17 protein-coding genes are annotated in these 16,901 nt (G+C 30.8%); 10 read left to right on the forward strand and 7 right to left on the reverse strand.

What is annotated here, in order from left to right:
- Positions 1-35: 35 nt before the first annotated feature.
- Both DK441_RS24220 and DK441_RS24225 read left to right on the forward strand, forming a co-directional pair.
- Complete coding sequence (locus DK441_RS24220; RefSeq protein ID WP_109853128.1) at positions 36-932, forward strand: AraC family transcriptional regulator; 897 nt, start codon at positions 36-38, stop codon at positions 930-932.
- Positions 933-1,037: 105 nt separating this feature from the next.
- Positions 1,038-2,369: a S41 family peptidase gene (locus DK441_RS24225; protein WP_109853129.1), complete on the forward strand. Its 1,332-nt coding sequence runs from the start codon at positions 1,038-1,040 to the stop codon at positions 2,367-2,369.
- A 183-nt stretch (positions 2,370-2,552) separates the two neighbouring features.
- Here DK441_RS24225 and DK441_RS24230 read toward each other — a convergent pair whose 3' ends face one another.
- A complete protein-coding gene (locus tag DK441_RS24230) occupies positions 2,553-2,762 on the reverse strand; it encodes a hypothetical protein (protein ID WP_074406266.1) in 210 nt (69 codons plus the stop codon).
- A gap of 115 nt (positions 2,763-2,877) precedes the next feature.
- On the opposite strand from DK441_RS24230, the gene DK441_RS24235 reads away from it, so the two are divergent.
- The 3 genes from DK441_RS24235 (at position 2,878) to DK441_RS24245 (ending at position 4,536) form a co-directional block, all read left to right on the forward strand.
- A complete protein-coding gene (locus DK441_RS24235; protein WP_109853130.1) occupies positions 2,878-3,228 on the forward strand; it encodes a hypothetical protein in 351 nt (116 codons plus the stop codon).
- A gap of 184 nt (positions 3,229-3,412) precedes the next feature.
- Positions 3,413-3,973: a TVP38/TMEM64 family protein gene (locus tag DK441_RS24240; RefSeq protein WP_109853131.1), complete on the forward strand. Its 561-nt coding sequence runs from the start codon at positions 3,413-3,415 to the stop codon at positions 3,971-3,973.
- 23 nt (positions 3,974-3,996) lie between these two features.
- Positions 3,997-4,536 (forward strand): class I SAM-dependent methyltransferase, encoded by a 540-nt coding sequence (locus DK441_RS24245; RefSeq protein ID WP_074406263.1) that lies wholly within the window; start codon positions 3,997-3,999, stop codon positions 4,534-4,536.
- 66 nt (positions 4,537-4,602) lie between these two features.
- Here the strand turns inward: DK441_RS24245 and DK441_RS24250 are convergent, their stop codons facing one another.
- The gene (locus DK441_RS24250) at positions 4,603-5,316 is read right to left on the reverse strand and encodes a LytTR family DNA-binding domain-containing protein (RefSeq protein WP_109853133.1); all 714 of its coding nucleotides are present in this window, start codon (positions 5,314-5,316) and stop codon (positions 4,603-4,605) included.
- Positions 5,313-6,440 (reverse strand): sensor histidine kinase, encoded by a 1,128-nt coding sequence (locus DK441_RS24255; RefSeq protein ID WP_109853134.1) that lies wholly within the window; start codon positions 6,438-6,440, stop codon positions 5,313-5,315. Before DK441_RS24255 ends, DK441_RS24250 begins: the two co-directional genes overlap by 4 nt.
- A 211-nt stretch (positions 6,441-6,651) precedes the next feature.
- On the opposite strand from DK441_RS24255, the gene DK441_RS24260 reads away from it, so the two are divergent.
- The 4 genes from DK441_RS24260 to DK441_RS24275 all read left to right on the forward strand — a co-directional run bounded on the left by DK441_RS24260 (position 6,652) and on the right by DK441_RS24275 (position 12,209).
- Positions 6,652-7,539: an ABC transporter ATP-binding protein gene (locus DK441_RS24260; protein WP_109853135.1), complete on the forward strand. Its 888-nt coding sequence runs from the start codon at positions 6,652-6,654 to the stop codon at positions 7,537-7,539.
- Positions 7,540-7,542: 3 nt separating this feature from the next.
- Positions 7,543-11,118, forward strand: coding sequence for a M1 family aminopeptidase (locus DK441_RS24265; RefSeq protein ID WP_109853136.1), 3,576 nt, complete (start codon positions 7,543-7,545; stop codon positions 11,116-11,118).
- Positions 11,119-11,201: 83 nt separating this feature from the next.
- Positions 11,202-11,771, forward strand: a complete 570-nt coding sequence (locus tag DK441_RS24270) for a hypothetical protein (RefSeq protein ID WP_109853137.1) — start codon at positions 11,202-11,204, stop codon at positions 11,769-11,771.
- A gap of 27 nt (positions 11,772-11,798) precedes the next feature.
- A complete protein-coding gene (locus tag DK441_RS24275; RefSeq protein WP_109853138.1) occupies positions 11,799-12,209 on the forward strand; it encodes an Lrp/AsnC family transcriptional regulator in 411 nt (136 codons plus the stop codon).
- Here the strand turns inward: DK441_RS24275 and DK441_RS24280 are convergent.
- On the reverse strand, positions 12,206-12,532 hold the full coding sequence (locus DK441_RS24280) for a hypothetical protein (protein WP_109853139.1): 327 nt from the start codon (positions 12,530-12,532) through the stop codon (positions 12,206-12,208). The genes DK441_RS24275 and DK441_RS24280 overlap by 4 nt on opposite strands.
- Positions 12,533-12,649: 117 nt before the next feature.
- A complete protein-coding gene (locus DK441_RS24285) occupies positions 12,650-13,921 on the reverse strand; it encodes a hypothetical protein (RefSeq protein ID WP_109853140.1) in 1,272 nt (423 codons plus the stop codon).
- A gap of 121 nt (positions 13,922-14,042) precedes the next feature.
- Here DK441_RS24285 and DK441_RS24290 point away from each other — a divergent pair, with 121 nt between their 5' ends.
- Positions 14,043-15,149, forward strand: coding sequence for a hypothetical protein (locus DK441_RS24290; protein WP_109853141.1), 1,107 nt, complete (start codon positions 14,043-14,045; stop codon positions 15,147-15,149).
- A 71-nt stretch (positions 15,150-15,220) separates the two neighbouring features.
- Here the strand turns inward: DK441_RS24290 and DK441_RS24295 are convergent, their stop codons facing one another.
- Together DK441_RS24295 and DK441_RS24300 are read right to left on the reverse strand one after the other, a co-directional pair.
- On the reverse strand, positions 15,221-15,910 hold the full coding sequence (locus tag DK441_RS24295; protein WP_109853142.1) for a LytTR family DNA-binding domain-containing protein: 690 nt from the start codon (positions 15,908-15,910) through the stop codon (positions 15,221-15,223).
- Positions 15,907-16,899 carry a sensor histidine kinase gene (locus DK441_RS24300; protein ID WP_109853143.1) on the reverse strand — a complete coding sequence of 331 codons (993 nt, stop codon included), beginning with the start codon at positions 16,897-16,899 and terminating at the stop codon, positions 15,907-15,909. The genes DK441_RS24295 and DK441_RS24300 overlap by 4 nt, the downstream gene beginning before the upstream one ends.
- Between the last annotated feature and the right edge of the window lie 2 nt (positions 16,900-16,901).

The raw sequence follows: 16,901 nt of genomic DNA on the forward strand, positions 1-16,901 counted from the left end.
AAAAGTACTATGCCTACAGTTAAAGAAATGCCAATATGAATTGTAATTTTTTAAACTACTTTAATGGCATTATTTTTGTTTTTATACAATTTAGGAACTTTGATCTTTTAGAAAGAAAGATTCTTTTTTTAGAGTGGTACAATATGATTGCATTAAGAAGTAAGGAGTTTTTGGGAAAAACAACAGAACAATTTTCTTTTGGAAATTATGATATTTCTATGGTAAAATACCATAAACCGGTTTCAGAAGATTGGCATTCTCATGAAAAATATCACCTTTCTTTGGTTTTGCAAGGCGGTAACTTAGAATCTCGAAAGGGAAAGGATATTCAAATTTTTCCAGGAAGCATTGTGTTGTATGATAAGCTAGAGGTGCATCGTAATAGGCATACTGCATTTCCTTCTGAGAATTTAAATATAGAAATCGATGATTCTTTTTTTATGAAAAATGAACTGTCAACTTCGGATTTTAGGACTTCGATTCTTAAAGATACTGTAGTTCAGTTTCAACTACTAAAAATATATAAGGAATTAAAGATCGATGATGCATCTTCTTCAGATTCGATTCATTCGTCATTACTTACATTATTTTCTGGATATAATAAAATGACCGATTATAAACCTATATGGGTCGATACTATTCGAGAATTGTTATGCGATAGATGGGATGAATTTATTACCCTAAAAGAGTTATCAGAAAAAGTACAGATACATCCGGTTACAATTTCCAGATACTTTTCAAAATATTTTAATTGTACGTTGGGAGAGTATATGCGTAGGATTAAAATAGAAAAGGCAATTTTGTTTTTAAAACATACAAACAAATCGCTTACCGAAATTACATTCCTCTGTGGTTTTTCTGACCAAAGTCACTTTTCTAAAACTTTTAAACTTTGTACAGGGTTCAAACCCAATGAATTTAGGCGAATATAGAGAAATGTGCTCTTGAGGTTAATTTCATTCTATTTTTCATGGATTTTTCTTTATTAATTTACACTAGGTAAAAATCACTTGCCAATAATTAATAATTCAACTTTCATGAAACAAACAGTATTACAGAAAAGTAAAATAGTAATCGCATTTCTTTTCATTACAACATCTTTTTTTGCTCAATCTAATAATGAAATCATCAAAGAAGCGCAAAAATTATTAGAAAAAAACTATATCTTCTTAGATAAAGCAAAAGAAATCAATGCTCATTTGGATGCATTGATGGAAAAAGGTTTTTTTGATAATCAATCTCCCAAAGATTTTGCCAAAACACTTACCCAGGAATTACGAAAAATCACAAAAGACAAGCATCTACGGTTTTTATCTCCCAGACCACCAGAACAATCAAAAAAAGATACAAAAGCTTCTTTCATACAGAACCTATCTAGATATAGACCTCCTATGCTAAGGGGATTTAAACTTATGAAATCTAATATTGGATATATCGACCTTGCTTTTTTTGGTGGTTCTGAGGAACATTTGGCAAAAATAGATCAGGTAATGAATGATATGCTTGTTGCAGATGCTATAATTATAGATATGAGAAGAAATGGTGGCGGAAGCCCAACTACGGTAAATTATTTATCGAGTTACTTCTTTAATGAGAAGTTATTGTTAAATACTATTTATTCTCGTGCCAATGATCATACCGAAGAATTATGGGTGGCAGATGTGAAAGGGATAAAAAGGCCTAAAGTACCTGTTTATATACTTACCAGTGATTATACATTTTCTGGTGCCGAAGATTTTTCATACACTATGCAAAGTAGAGGTAGAGCCACTGTAATAGGAGAAGTTACGGGAGGGGGAGCACATCCAACCAGAGGTTTCTCTCTACCAAATGGGTTTAGGATTGCAATCCCTTTTGCAAGAACAATAAATCCGGTTACTAAGACCAATTGGGAAGGTGTTGGGGTGCAACCTGATATAAAAATATCTGCAAGTAAAGCTTTAGAAAAAGCAAAAAAACTAGCATCAGCACAAGCTGTAACATATAGAGATTCATTTTTTGAACCCTTAGAAAAAACTCTTACAGTTATAGAGAAAAATAAGACAACAAGCCAAGAGTCTAAAAATGACATTTACAAACAACTTGTTTTATTAACCCATACTGGTATGATAAATGAAAGTGAAATTAATGCAATGGGGTATTATTATTTACAAAACAATAATCCACAAACAGCTTTAATTATTTTTGAATCTAATACTCAGTTATTTCCAGATTCTGCAAATGCATGGGATAGTCTCGCTGAAAGTTATTTGGGGCTAGAAAACAAAGAAAAAGCAATTGAATATTATGAGAAAGCAATTGAAATGGATCCAAAAGGAGGAGTAGGAGAAAATGCAAGAGGAATGCTAAAAAGAATTAAGTCGCAATAGGTATATGAAATAATATATGTGATTTTATAGTGTACTACTAAAATCACTAACAAAATGCCAAATAAGCTCTACTATTTTTAGAGCTTATTTGGCATTTTTTATATCCAAACCAGACGTTGCATCCAGCACTTAATTAAATTTTAAGTATGGGTTTACCAATATAGAAGAGAAGAAAAAATGAAATTATTTCTCTTTATAGTCAATAATATCTCTTATTTCTACTCCCATATAATCGGCAATTTTCTTTAGCCGCTCAAAATCTTTTACCAGATCTTTTCGCTTAACCACATAATCTCCTGCCTGTGGACTAACTCCTAAAGCTTTAGATATACCGTATACCGTTTTAGCTCCTTTACTTTTTTTAAGGAGCCTTTTTAATTTCTTATTAATCATAAAAGCAAATATACATATAACATTTGATTAATCAAATAAGTTTTTATTAAAGAAATATTTGATTATTAAAAAAATGTTTGTATATTCGTAGCATACAAATTCAAATCATCGAACTATGAAACTTTTATTTGCAACAGTACTATTTTGCGTATCTATAGGAAATGCAGCTCCTTCTAAAACAGGGCCTGATACTGATAAAAAAGAGAAAACAGAACGTAAGAAAGAAGTCGAAAAGAAAACATCGCTGAACAAAAATGTTCACTCTCTGAAAAAATGGAAAATGACGATTGAATATGTTAATGGTAATACGATATCGAAGACGATTGTTGTAAGTGAAAATTCACATCTAAGTGCATTACAAACTGCTTTTGAAGAAGCAGATAAGCACTTAAAGAATATAAAAAATGTAAAAGAATACAGTATCTCTCCTGTAACGAGTTCTTATGTGCTCTTAGCAGGTGATTAAGAATTAATCAGTAACCCCTGAACTTACCTATTTTGATAAAAAAAGAAGCCACATTGCGTGGCTTCTTTTTTTATGAACTTTACAATATGCCTGTATAAGCAACACAGAATAAGATTTTTTTATACAGAAGTGATTTAATGTGTAACTATTTTTGAACATATTCGTCATATTTTAAACGACCAAAATGTCATCAAAACTTCAACACATCATAAAGTATACCTGGATTGGTCTTGTTGCCTTATGTTTGTTGATATATTTTATTTATCCAGCCCTGTTTACAAAAGAAAAAATTGCTTCTTTTGTAGGGCAGTTTCATAAATACGCTTGGATGGCTTATTTTTTAATACATGTGATAAGAGGTTTCATTTTGTTACCCAGTACACCTTTAATTTTTGCGGGTGTGTTATTATTTCCCAATGATTTAGTTTGGGTACTCATTATTTCTTTAATAGGAATTCTTGCATCATCATTATTAATCTACTTTTTTTCGAATACATTAGGCTTTTCTAAAGTATTTGAAAGAAATAATACCAAGTTTAATGTTATAGAGAATAAGTTATTGGGTAAAAATGGTTATTTATATATTATCCTTTGGTCTTTTATACCGGTAGTACCTACAGATTTAATTTGTTATCTATCTGGTGCAATTAAAATTAAAATCCCTGTATTTATTGCTTCTATTTTATTAGGAGAATTAGTTTTATGTTCAATTTATATCTTTGGAAGCACATTCATCATCAATTAGAAATCAATCATAATCAAAAAATCATGTCAAACTTTTTCACAATTACTGCTTTAAAAAACCTAAAACAAACAGGAAGCTTATTTCGAAGTTCTAGAACATTAGCAAATAAACTTGTTGAACCTTTGGATAATAATAAAGATTTGGTAGTAATTGAGTTAGGTGCTGGTGATGGAATTATTACGAAGCAAATTTTAAGCAAAATAGGGGTGAATTCTTATTTACATTCCTTTGAAATAAACCTTTCATTTGTACCTATATTAGAGAATATAAATGATGAACGTTTAACAATACATAATACATGTGTATCTAATTTGGCCACTATTTTTTCTGAAAATAAAGTAGATTTTGTAGTGTCTTGTTTGCCTTTAGCTAATATTGAACGCACATTTAAAAAACAATTGATCGAAGATGTAAAATTTATACTTAAAGATAGCGGAAGCCTAATTCAGTATCAATATTCTAAAAAAGATTTAGAGTTCTTAAAAAATAATTTTACAGACACAAGCACAACACTTTGTATTAAAAATATTCCACCAGCTTTTATTTATAATTGCAAAAACTAAATACCATTAGTTTTTTAGTGTAATACATATTATACTCTAATCATATTTCAAAAAAACAATACATTTCTATCCATTAGAACTATAGAGTTTATAAATTCTACTCTTATATGTTTGACCTACAGGTATTTTATGCGTATTGATTAAGATTCTATTTCCTTCGATAGTTTTTATTTTATCTATAGCAACAATAAAAGATTTATGAACTCGTATAAAATTGTCTTTTAACAAAAGTTCTTCTAAAGATGATATTTTTTCATGACTCACAATCATATCATCATCATTAAGGTAGAGTTTGGTATAATTTCCATATGCTTCAATAAACAAAATTGTTTCTGTAGCTATTTGGTGGTATTTTTTATCGCCCTTAATAAAGAAACGGCTTTGTTTTGCAATAGAGGATGGCGGCGTAGTGGTTGTGTTATTTTTTACAACAGTATTAATCGTTTTATTAATAGCTTTTACAAACCGTTCAAAAGAAAAAGGTTTTAATAAATAATCTGTGATATCAAGTTCATACCCTTCGATAGCAAACTCTTTATATGCTGTTGTAACAATAATTTTTGGGGGATTAGATAGTGTTTTTAAGAATTCAAAACCCGATAATTTTGGCATATTAACATCCAAAAACATAAGATCTACTTGTTTTTTATTAAGCATTTGCATAGCCTCGAAAGCATCATAACAATTACCTGCTTTTTCTAAATGCGGTAGATTATTGCAATACCCCTCGATAATACGATGTGCAATAGGTTCGTCGTCTATAATAATATATCGTATCATTGTATGTCTATCTCTAGGGTTGTTTTGTAAATAGTTTTATCTTTTTTGATAAGTAGTTTATGTTTTTTTGGATAAATAAGTTTTAATCTGTCTTTTAAATTATCCAATCCAATCCCATGTTGACCGGTTTCTTTTGGTTCTTCATAATTATTCTCGATACAAAATTTAATGGTATCGTTTTCTGTTGTTAAATTAATATGAATATAAGCATCTTTTGTTAATCGTTCTACGCCATGCTTAAACGCATTTTCTAGCAAAATGATAAATAACAAAGGTGCAACCTTATCATCTTCATCATAAGTATAATCAAATGTTATAACCACTTTTTTTTGATACCGTATTTTATGTAATTCTATATAGTTCTCTAAATATTTGATTTCATCTTTTAATAATACAGTATCTTGCTTACCTTCATAAATAGTATATCGCATCATATCAGATAGTTTTAGAACTACTTCTGGAGCACTATCTGATTTTTCGACTGTTAAGCCGTATAAATTATTTAATGTATTAAAAAAGAAATGTGGATTTACCTGGCTTTTTAATAAAGCCAACTCGGCTTTTCCTTTTTCTGCTTTCAATGTCTTTAGCCATTTCCATTGCTCAAATAACCAAAGCATAATTAGAATAGGTATAGGTAATGTAAGAATAATGAATGCAATATCTTTTTCATCATTTAGATAAGTGTCTAAGTTTTTAGAAAACAAGCGAACATAAAAGAAATAGGATATTGCGATGGTATAGATTACTAGAATGAACAGCTTATACTTTTTAAAAAATGAAGAAAATAATACATAAAAAACACCTAGCCAGAACAATGTAATTAGAAATATAACAATAGGGTTATCTGGGATTTTCCAATAACTATCTACTGTAATGGCTACTATGAGTAAAAGTATTAGTCCAAGTATTTTATATACTACAATTTTATTTTTTTTGAAATACCTGAATTTATAAATAGGAAGTGAGGCAACAAGCCACCAAAATGTAAAAATAACAATGACCTCTATATGACTATCTTCTGGAATTTTGATGAACTCTATATGCTCTAAATACAGTATTGTAAAGAAGACCACAAAAAAACCAATTACAAAAGCTTTATATTTTTTTAGAAATGTAATCATATCCACAAAAATACAGATGTTATAGTGTCTTGACAATAAATTTGATGAACGATACTTTTTTTTGCATATACACCTTTCTTTTTTATATCAATCCTACTTTGTATCTATTATAGGTGTTTGTATCGATTTTTTTAGTGTAGTGGTCATAAAAGTTGGTTAGTGATCTCATTTCCGGATAGGTTCGTATTAGAAATCATTAATTAATCAAACCATGAACAGATTACATATTCAAAATTTATCTAAAACGTATCCTAATGGAGTAAAAGCCCTGGATAATGTTTCTCTTACCATTACCAATGGTATGTTTGGCTTATTAGGACCCAATGGAGCAGGAAAATCATCTTTAATGAGAACAATTGCTTCATTACAGGAACCTACATCGGGTAAAATAACCTTTAATGACAAAGATATTGTTAACCACCCTCAGGAAATTAGAAATCATTTAGGGTATTTACCTCAAGAGTTTGGAGTGTATCCTAAGATTAGTGCTCAAAATCTACTTCATCATATTGCTATTTTAAAAGGAATATCTAATAAAAGCGAATGTAAAGATCAGGTAGAAGCGCTATTACAACAAACAAACTTATATCAACATCGTAAAAAAGCTGTACATACATTTTCTGGTGGTATGCGGCAACGTTTTGGAGTAGCTCAAGCGTTATTGGGTAACCCACAACTCATTATTGTAGACGAGCCTACTGCAGGATTAGATCCCGAGGAACGTAACCGATTTTTGAATTTATTAAGCGAGATAGGAGAGAATGTGATTGTTATTCTATCGACTCATATTGTAGAAGATGTTCGCGATTTATGTGCAAATATGGCTATTATGGGAGAAGGAAAAATTATAAAACAAGGCAATCCCATAGAGCTTACCAAAGCCTTGGCCGGAAATGTCTGGACAAAAACCATTACAAAGGAAGAACTTCAATTTTATAAAGAGCAGTTTAATATAATCTCCACACGACTAGTTTCGGGGAAAACACAGATTCAGGTTTTTGCCGAGACCATTCCCGAAAACGGATTTGAAACTATGCAACCAGATCTGGAAAGCGTGTACTTCTCTACATTATTTAATAATCAACCTATAAACAGCTAAGCTATGATATCTTCTTTATTACGTTTTGAAGCCAGCTACCAACTCAAACAAAAGGCATTTATTGGTTTCATCATTATTTTCCTTCTTTTTGGATTTATGTTGGGAAGTCAGGGTTCTTCTTTGGCTAAAGTAAATTTTAATTCTGGATACCAGATTAGTTACAATATTGCCATATTATCACTGGGATGTATGTTCGCTATTATGTTTTTTGCCATTAGTGGAATGCTAAGAGATAAGCAATATCGAATGGAAGCCATAATCTATAGCACACCAATAAAGAAACCTCATTTTTTTCTTAGTCGATTTCTTGGAGTATTTGTATTTAGTTTACTTGTTTTTTCGATGACTTTAGTCGGTTTTGCTTTGGGAACATTTATGCCTAACCTGGATCCAGAACGACTGGGATCTTTTCAGGTGACTCATTATTTATGGACATGGTTACTCATCGTTTTGCCAAATGTTTTTATTTGTACTGCATTTGTCTTTTCGGTTAGTGCATTTAGCAAAAATAATATTGCTACATATATTAGTGCAATTCTAATATATGCACTATACTGGATTTGCTCTATCTTTTTCAACTCTCCCTTGTTGGCCAATGCAACACCTGCTTCTCCAGAAAATTTGATTATAGCTGCATTGGCAGATCCGTTTGGACTTTCTGCCTTTTTTGAGCAAACTCAATACTGGACTCCTTTTGAAAAAAATACACGATTACTTTCTCTTTCTGGTAATTTTCTATGGAACAGAGTGCTCTGGATTTCAATATCACTACTAGTTTTAAAAATAACGTACACCTATTTTTCATTTAAGAAATTAAAACAAAAAAGTAAAAGAGTAGCAATTATAGAAGAAAAAGAAATAGTAAAAAAAGCATATTACCCCATTACTACTATAACAACTACGGTAAGAACACATATAGCAAGTTTTAAATCTTTATTAAGAATCGAACTTATCAATGTATTTAAGAGTTTACCCTTTATAGCTATTATACTAATTTGGATTGTTATTGTTGTTACCGAAATTTATACAAGAGTTAATCAAGGTGGGGCATATAATGATAGTTTATATCCAACAACAGATTTACTTATTTGGTTAATTAAAGATCCGTTACCATTTTTAGGATTATTGCTAATTGTATTTTATAGTGGCGAATTAGTTTGGCGCGAACGTAGCTTGCAATTTGACGGTATAATTGATGCTACCCCAGCTTCGAATATGGTATTTTTTTTATCAAAAGCCATAACACTTATTCTACTACCAGTTATATTAATCACAATAAGTATTCTTATCGCTATTGGAATTCAAATAACAAAAGGGTATTATATTTTTGAAATTTGGCAATACTTCTCTATGTTTTATTACTTGGGAATGAGTTTTCTCTTTTACATTTTATTAGCCTTATTTATTCAAAGTTTATCTCCCAATAAATATGCAGGGATGGCAATTACGGGATTGATTATTATCTTTTTTGGAAGCTCTCTTGCTTCATTTATAGGAATTGAACATTCATTACTTCGAATAGGGAGTTTGCCTGCTACAAAATATACAAATATGACAGGTTATGGGGATTATACTAAACCTTTTCATTATTATGCTGTTTATTGGACTGCATTAGGTTTAGTACTTACAGTATTATCTTTTAAATTATGGCAACGAGGTACAATACATAAGTTTGTTTTCAGATTAAAACAACTTCGATATCATTGGAAAAAATGGGAACTTGCTACACTTGTCTTTTTTGGAATACTTTTTATGGCCTCAGGAGCAACTATTTATTATAATAAAAATGTGGTAAATGAATATGTTACAGTAAGCGATAATTTAGATTTTCGTGAAACATATGAAAAAAAATATAAGAAATATGATGTCCCCCGACAGCTTATTCCTGTAGCGATGAAAACCAAAATGGATATATATCCAGATAAGAATTTCTATACTATTAAGGCCGATTATATTCTCGAAAATAGAGGGGAAAAAATTTTACGAGAAATCTTTATTTCAGAGAGGGTTCCGGTTACTAATATGTCTATAGAAAATGCAATATTAGAAAAACACGATAGTGTTTATAATATTCGAATTTTTAAATTCGAAGAACCTCTGGCTCCGGGAGAACAAATAAAATATACCTATGAATTAACTTATCAAAAAAAAGGGTTTGAAACCAGTACTATTTTGGTTAATAACGGATCATTTATACAGCATAGTAATTTTGAACCAATTTTGGGGTACACTACGAGTTTTGAAATCACAGATTCGTTCGAAAGAGAAAAACGTGGGTTACCAAAACAAATAGAGGATGAAAACAATGCTAGCCATTTTAGTGCTGTTGATGTTTCACATGTTAAATTACCATATGAAACTGTTGTGTCTACACAAAAAGATCAGACCGCTATAGCAACAGGAGAATTAATAAAAACCTGGGAAGAAAACGACAGAAACTTTTACCATTATAAATCGTCTCATGATATTATTCCCTTTTTAGCTTACTATTCGGGAGCCTATAAGATCGAAAAAGAAAACTATAAGGGAGTAGAAATCGAACAATATTATCATCCTGGACATGAGTATAATATCAATACTATTTCAGAAAGTACTAAACAAACTTTAGACTATTGTCAAAAACACTTTACAGATTATAAGTTTGATCATATACGAATTGCAGAAATACCGGGACATTGGCGATTTGGAGGACAAGCACAACCAGGAACTATTGCAATGGTTGAGAATCGATTATACCTTACAGATAATCGTAATACAGACAATTTTGATCTTGTAGCCAAACGAACTATTCATGAAGTTGCACACCAATGGTGGGGCCATATGCTTACTCCTAAAAATGTAGATGGAGGAGGGTTAATCACAGAAGGGTTAACCAAATATACCGAAGCAGTTATTATGGAAAAATACTATGGTAAAAAAGCAATTTGGCAATTAAGTAAATCTGCTAATACTAGATATTTTACCGGTCGTTCTTATGCTACCGATCCAGAACCTCCTTTATACATTGGAGAAGGACAATCTTATTTGCTTTATGGAAAAAGCTATGTGTCCCTGTTAGCACTTAGAGATTTGATAGGAGAACAGAATATGAACGAAGCTCTTAGAAAATTGGCAATCAAATATAAAGATGAAAAGGAATCTAAAATTACATCAACAGAATTATTAAACGAGTTTTATTCGGTTACCCCAGAGAAGTACCATATTTTGATAGATGATTGGTTTAAACGTATTATTACATATGATTTACAAATTGAAAATGCAAAGGTTACTGTACTCGACACCGGTAAATACGAAGTTACTATAGACATTTCGGCAAAACGTTTTGAAACCAAAGAAAATGGAGAAGCGATAGCAATTTCAATAGATGAACCTATTCAAATTGGGATGTTTTCAAAAGACCCAAGTACGATAGATCATCAAGATGCTATACTATATTTAAAGCCTCATCAGATCAATACAGATCAAATGCAGATTAAACTTATTGTAGATGAGATTCCACAATATATCTCAATTGATCCTTTTGGTACCCGTTTGGATGCAAATACTATTGATAATACTAAGAAACCCATAGGTATTTAAATGATTAATTTATGATATGGCGAAAAATAATGGGAGTGTAAAAAAAGAATTCATAACTTTCAAAATTCTATTATACTGAATTTATGAAAAAAATACACTTCCTTATTTTTTTGTTAGGTTGTTTTACAGCATCTTTCTCTCAGGATGTAAATGAAACTCATCAATTTTGGAACTCATTACAGAATTTATGCGGAAAATCATTTGAAGGTACTCTGGAACTACCCGTAAAAGATGAGCAATTTGGTGGCAAACGATTAGTGATGCATGTACGTTATTGTAGTGATACCGTTATAAAAATACCTTTTTTTGTTGGGGATGATAAATCCAGAACCTGGGTATTAACGTATAAAAATGATCGTATTACTTTAAAACATGATCATAGGCATGAAGATGGCTCTGAGGATAAAATTACTCAATATGGTGGTAGTACGACAAATCTAGGGCAAAAAGGGATACAAGTATTTCCTGCAGATGAGGAAACCAAAAAAATGATTCCCGCAGCCTCTACTAATGTTTGGTGGATTACGGTTGATGATACAACTTTTACCTATAACTTAAGACGTTTAGGGACTCCACGCGTTTTTAAAGTTGTAATGGATATCACAAAATCGGTAGAAAATCCTGATGCTCCCTGGGGTTGGTTAAAGGATTAATACATCCTCAATTATAGTATTGTATTTATGTTGGATAATATAGATCATAAAATTATCAATAGACTTAAAGATAATTCGAGAGCGTCTTACGTTGAAATAGGTCGACAAATAGGACTTTCTCCATCCTCGGTTAGAGAGCGTATCCAAAAATTAGAGGATCTTGGAATTATAAAAGGGTATAGGGTTGAATTGGATAATAAAAAACTAGGTTTTGGTATTGAAGTTCTTATTATGCTCAAATTATTTAGTGGAAACCTGAATGTGTTTTGTAGTGAATTAGATAAATTTCCAGAAATTGTTGAAGCACACCGTGTTACAGGGGCACACAATATTTCTATGAAAGTGAAATTAATTGATCAATTACACTTACAACAGTTTATTGATAAACTACTACGATATGGTGATCCTACAACGTATTTAATTTTATCTGATATTTAACTCATTTCACCTTCACCAACAGGTTCATTAGCAGTAGAAATCCTAGAATTATTGAATCCGTTATCATTATTGAAATAAACATAGATTGGACTTTCATTTCTTAGCATATCTATTAAATGTTGTAATTGATCATGGTGATAATAAAAGCTATAATATGATCCAGAAACGGTTGCTACGGGGAGTACAGCATTAGGATCTTCTCTAAACCAAACCGAACAGGTTTCTCCACCAACTCCCTTTAAAATTAGATTGGTTTTTCCTAAGCTTCGGGATGACCAATTGTAATATGAATATGTTTTTACTTGAAAAGATGATTGTGCCATAACTTTATAAATTTATTATGACCAAATATACAATGGAAGGCTTTGAGATAAAAGAGTTAAAAGACTGATTGGGAACAGTTAAATCCCTGTTCTTTAAAAAACATTGATATGCAATATCTATTTTTTCGCATTGAAATCATGATTTATAATTGTTTTTTCATCAGGGCCTTCAATAATGTTTAAATGACGAACTTCTCCCGCACCCAAAAATCGGTAACGAATACCTACAAATTTCCCTATAGATTTATTGTATCGTCTCGAGTAGATTTCCTTATCATCAATAAAAACAGCCACTTTTTTTTCTTTGATATTGATATCGATAGCTCTGAAATCAGAAAAATCAACCCCAAAAGCAGAAAGGTCATGTTCTTTACCTCTTAAGTACACATCATTAAGCATTACATTGATATCTGAAACACATCCCGGAATAGAGAAGGGTACTATTAAAGCTCCATTCGTACCTAATATAACTATCCTTAGTTTTTGACAAACCGCCCATTTTTCTCTATACAGATTACGAACAGAGGTCTTGATTTTAATATTATCTCCAGATACATCTCCAAAATCTTTTACCAAATGAAAAGTAGAGACTACAGGTTCTGTAGTAGACTTAATTTCATTAATGATAGTATTTGAAAAAGATAGCGTATCTCGAAATATATCTGTATTTGAGACATATTTTGGGATAGGTTTATAATCTATCGTGCCCACCCAACTATTTGATGTAATAAACAAATCATGCTCTTTTATGATTTGCCCATCAACCAGAAGTTTGGCACCAAAATACCCTGGAAAATAATAAATACCAGTAGCTTTCTTTTGTCCTGGTTTTATTTTAATAGTTTTTGTAACATCCCAGAATTGTTGAATGTATATACTATCGGACTTAATTGTATTTAAATCAAAATCAAAAACTACAGAATTTGGTAACCCTTCGGTTATTGGTCTACTACTAAAAGTGATTTTTGAGGAATCAATATTGGTTACTTCCTCTTTTTTAGCTCCAATCATAGAATAAAACGAAATAAACACAATAGTCATAATCGAGGCAGAAACCATAATAACGCCTAGATTCTGAGTTATTTTTTTCTCTACCCAAGACGGTTTTTTGACATCTTTTTTATTCTTGAAATCTCTCCAATTTGCATATCCAGCAAATTGTGAAAGTGTGTTTAATGTACTAATACTAGGAGCACTCTTATAATTTACTTTACCCCAAACACGTTTTAGAGTTGTTGGACTTAAGAGAATACCTGTGCTTTGCTGAATACTATCACTCAGTTCGATAAATACATCATTATGCCATTGATCAGAGTTTCCCCACTCGAGTTTCTCCTCGATTTCGAGCAAACACTTTTGTACTAATTTATGTTCTGGATACGTATTCATAATATCAAACAAAAGTCATCAAAAATTACGACTTGAACAACATTGAACCAATTTGCACCAACTTGTTTACACTTTATATACTATACATTAGAACTTTGAATGAAATCAAAAAACGAAACTCATGATTAGATATATTATATTCTCTATAGTAAGTATTTTTTTTATTCAAGAAGGGAATTCTCAAAATATAATTCCTTTAGATACGATTCATTGGGAAATAAATGCCCAATCTTATGTTTTAGAAAATTATAAAGGAAAAGATGCAATTTATATTCAGCGTGGCTTAGCATTTTTAAAAGATACTAAATTCTTGAATGGTACTATTGAGTTTGATGTATATCTTACTAACCGACAAGGGTTCCCTGGTGTTCGTTTTAGAGCTTCTGATAGAAATAATATGGAATCTTTTTACCTGCGAGCCCATCTTTCGGGTAAACCCGATGCCAATCAAGCTGCTCCTGTTATTAATGGTATAACACCGTGGCAACTTTATTTTGGACCTAAATATTCTTTTGCATATGACTATAATTATGATGATTGGACCCATGTAAAAATAGTAGTGAATGGTCGTAGAGCACAGATATACCTGGACTATTCTGAAACTCCAAACCTATCGTGGAATCTGGTTCATGATCCCAAAGAAGGACAGATTGCAATAGGAGGCGGGGGTCCCGCGGCCATGCATTATGCGAATTTCAAAATTGATAAAAGTAAATATGAAATAGTAGATTTTAAGCCTATAAAAAGAAAACCTATTGAAGGATTAATTTCAGAATGGCAAGTGTCTGATATGTTTGAAGAAAAATTAGTAAATAATCCATTGAAGCTAAATGAAGTAATTCAATCTAGAAAATGGGGAAAAACAATCCAGGTAGAAGAAGGTACTGCTGCAAACATTGCGAGAGAAGTAGTTTTGGTTGACGGAACTCCCGGAAATACTGTTTTTGCAAAAATTAAAATTACATCAAACAAAGATCAAATAAAGCTTTTTGAATTTGGATACAGCGATAGAGTAGTAGCTATTTTAAACGGCAAGCCTATTTATAAAGGAACAAATAGGTGGCGTTCTAGAGATTATAGATATTTGGGTACTGTAGGATTGTTTGATGCAATATATCTAAATCTTAAAAAAGGAGAAAACACACTTCTATTGGCCGTTTCTGAAGATTTTGGAGGCTGGTTAGTAACAGGGAAATTTCCTGATCAAAATGGGATTAAAATACAATAAAGCAATCTAGTAATGAAAATTATAATTGTGAATCTTTGATAGAGATGATGCGACCGGATAATAATTAAAATTTAGCTAAGTAAGTTATTAATGTTTGGCTTATATATTTTCCCCACAGGAATTTTATGATCCTTAATTGTTATTCGGTTGCCTTCAATTAGTTCTATTTTAGTCTTTGCAATAATAAATGATTTGTGCACCTTTATAAAATCTTTTTTAGAAAGCATCTCTTCAAAAGAAGATAAGGTTTGATGCGTAATGATCATTTGATGTTCTAAATATACCTTTACATAATTTCCATAAGCTTCTAAGAATAAAAGATCTTTTAGTTTTACCTGATAATGCTTTTTGTTGTCTTTTAAAAAGATACTGGAATCATCTATGTTTTTTACGTTTTGCGAATGTAATGACAACGTTCCCTGCACTTTTTGTATTGCTGTAACAAATCGCTGAAAACTAAATGGTTTTAATAAATAATCATCAATATTAAGTTCATAACCTTCTAATGCAAACTCTTTATAAGCAGTAGTTACGATAATCTTAGGAGGATTTGATAATGTTTTTAAAAAATCAAAACCTGTAAGCTTAGGCATATTAATATCTAAAAATACTAAATCTACCTGATGCTGATTTAGGTACTCTATAGCCTCAAAAGCATTATAACAATGCTTTTGAAGCGATAAATAGGGTAAATTACTGCTATAATCTTCAATAATATCGTGTGAAGCGGTTTCGTCGTCTATTATGATGTAGGTGATCATGATTTGTATAATTCTAATTTCACAAAATATATTTGATTTTGATTGCTAATCGTTAATTTATGTTTACCATTTGGGTAAAGTAAATTAAGGCGATCTTGTAAGTTTTCTAAACCAATACCTCCAGACTTTACGTGTGTATCGGGATCATAATTATTTTTGATGGTAAATAGTATTTGGCTGTCGTTTTCTAGTAGCTCAATGTGTATAAAAGATTGATTTACAAGTTTTTCTACCCCATGTTTAAAGGAATTCTCTAACAAGATAATAAACAATAACGGAGGGATAGGGTAGTCCTTATTAATAATACTATGCTTAAAATCAATATCGATTGTTTTATGATACCTGGCTGTTTGTAGCTCAATAAAATTGGTTAAATATTTAATTTCTTCTTCAAGATGAACAGCTTCTTCTTTTCCATCATAAATAGTAAATCGCATCATATCTGATAGTTTAAGCACATATTCTTGTGCGGTATCAGGGTCTTTTTTAATTAATGAGTATAAATTATTAAGTGTATTAAAGAAAAAATGAGGGTTTATTTGAGTTTTTAAAAGTTCTAATTCTGCTTTGACTTTATCATTTTTAAGGGTCTGTATTTTTGCCCACTGTTCAAATGCCCATGAAAAAATGGTATAAAAAATCAATAGTGCTAGTAATATCCCAAATAGATCTGTAAGCCATATATTATGATTAACTACCCAAAAACTTTCTTGATCATCATCTATTCTATTGGCCATATTCATTCCGAAAATCAACAGCCCGATTATAGCTATATATATAATTATTTTTATAGTAGAATTAGGCCAATTTGTTTTTAATTTACCTGTTTTGAAGAGATAAAATAATAACATAAAGGAAATCACTAAACCAGTAAGAAAGTTTAAAAAGATATGTAGTTCACTATTACTATCTTTAAATATCAAGCTTAATGTAGCCAGAATTACAGCAAGAATGATCGTAATATAAAATCTCTTTTTTAATGTCATCATTC

This window comes from Aquimarina sp. AU58 (assembly GCF_900312745.1).
Classification (GTDB): domain Bacteria; phylum Bacteroidota; class Bacteroidia; order Flavobacteriales; family Flavobacteriaceae; genus Aquimarina; species Aquimarina spinulae.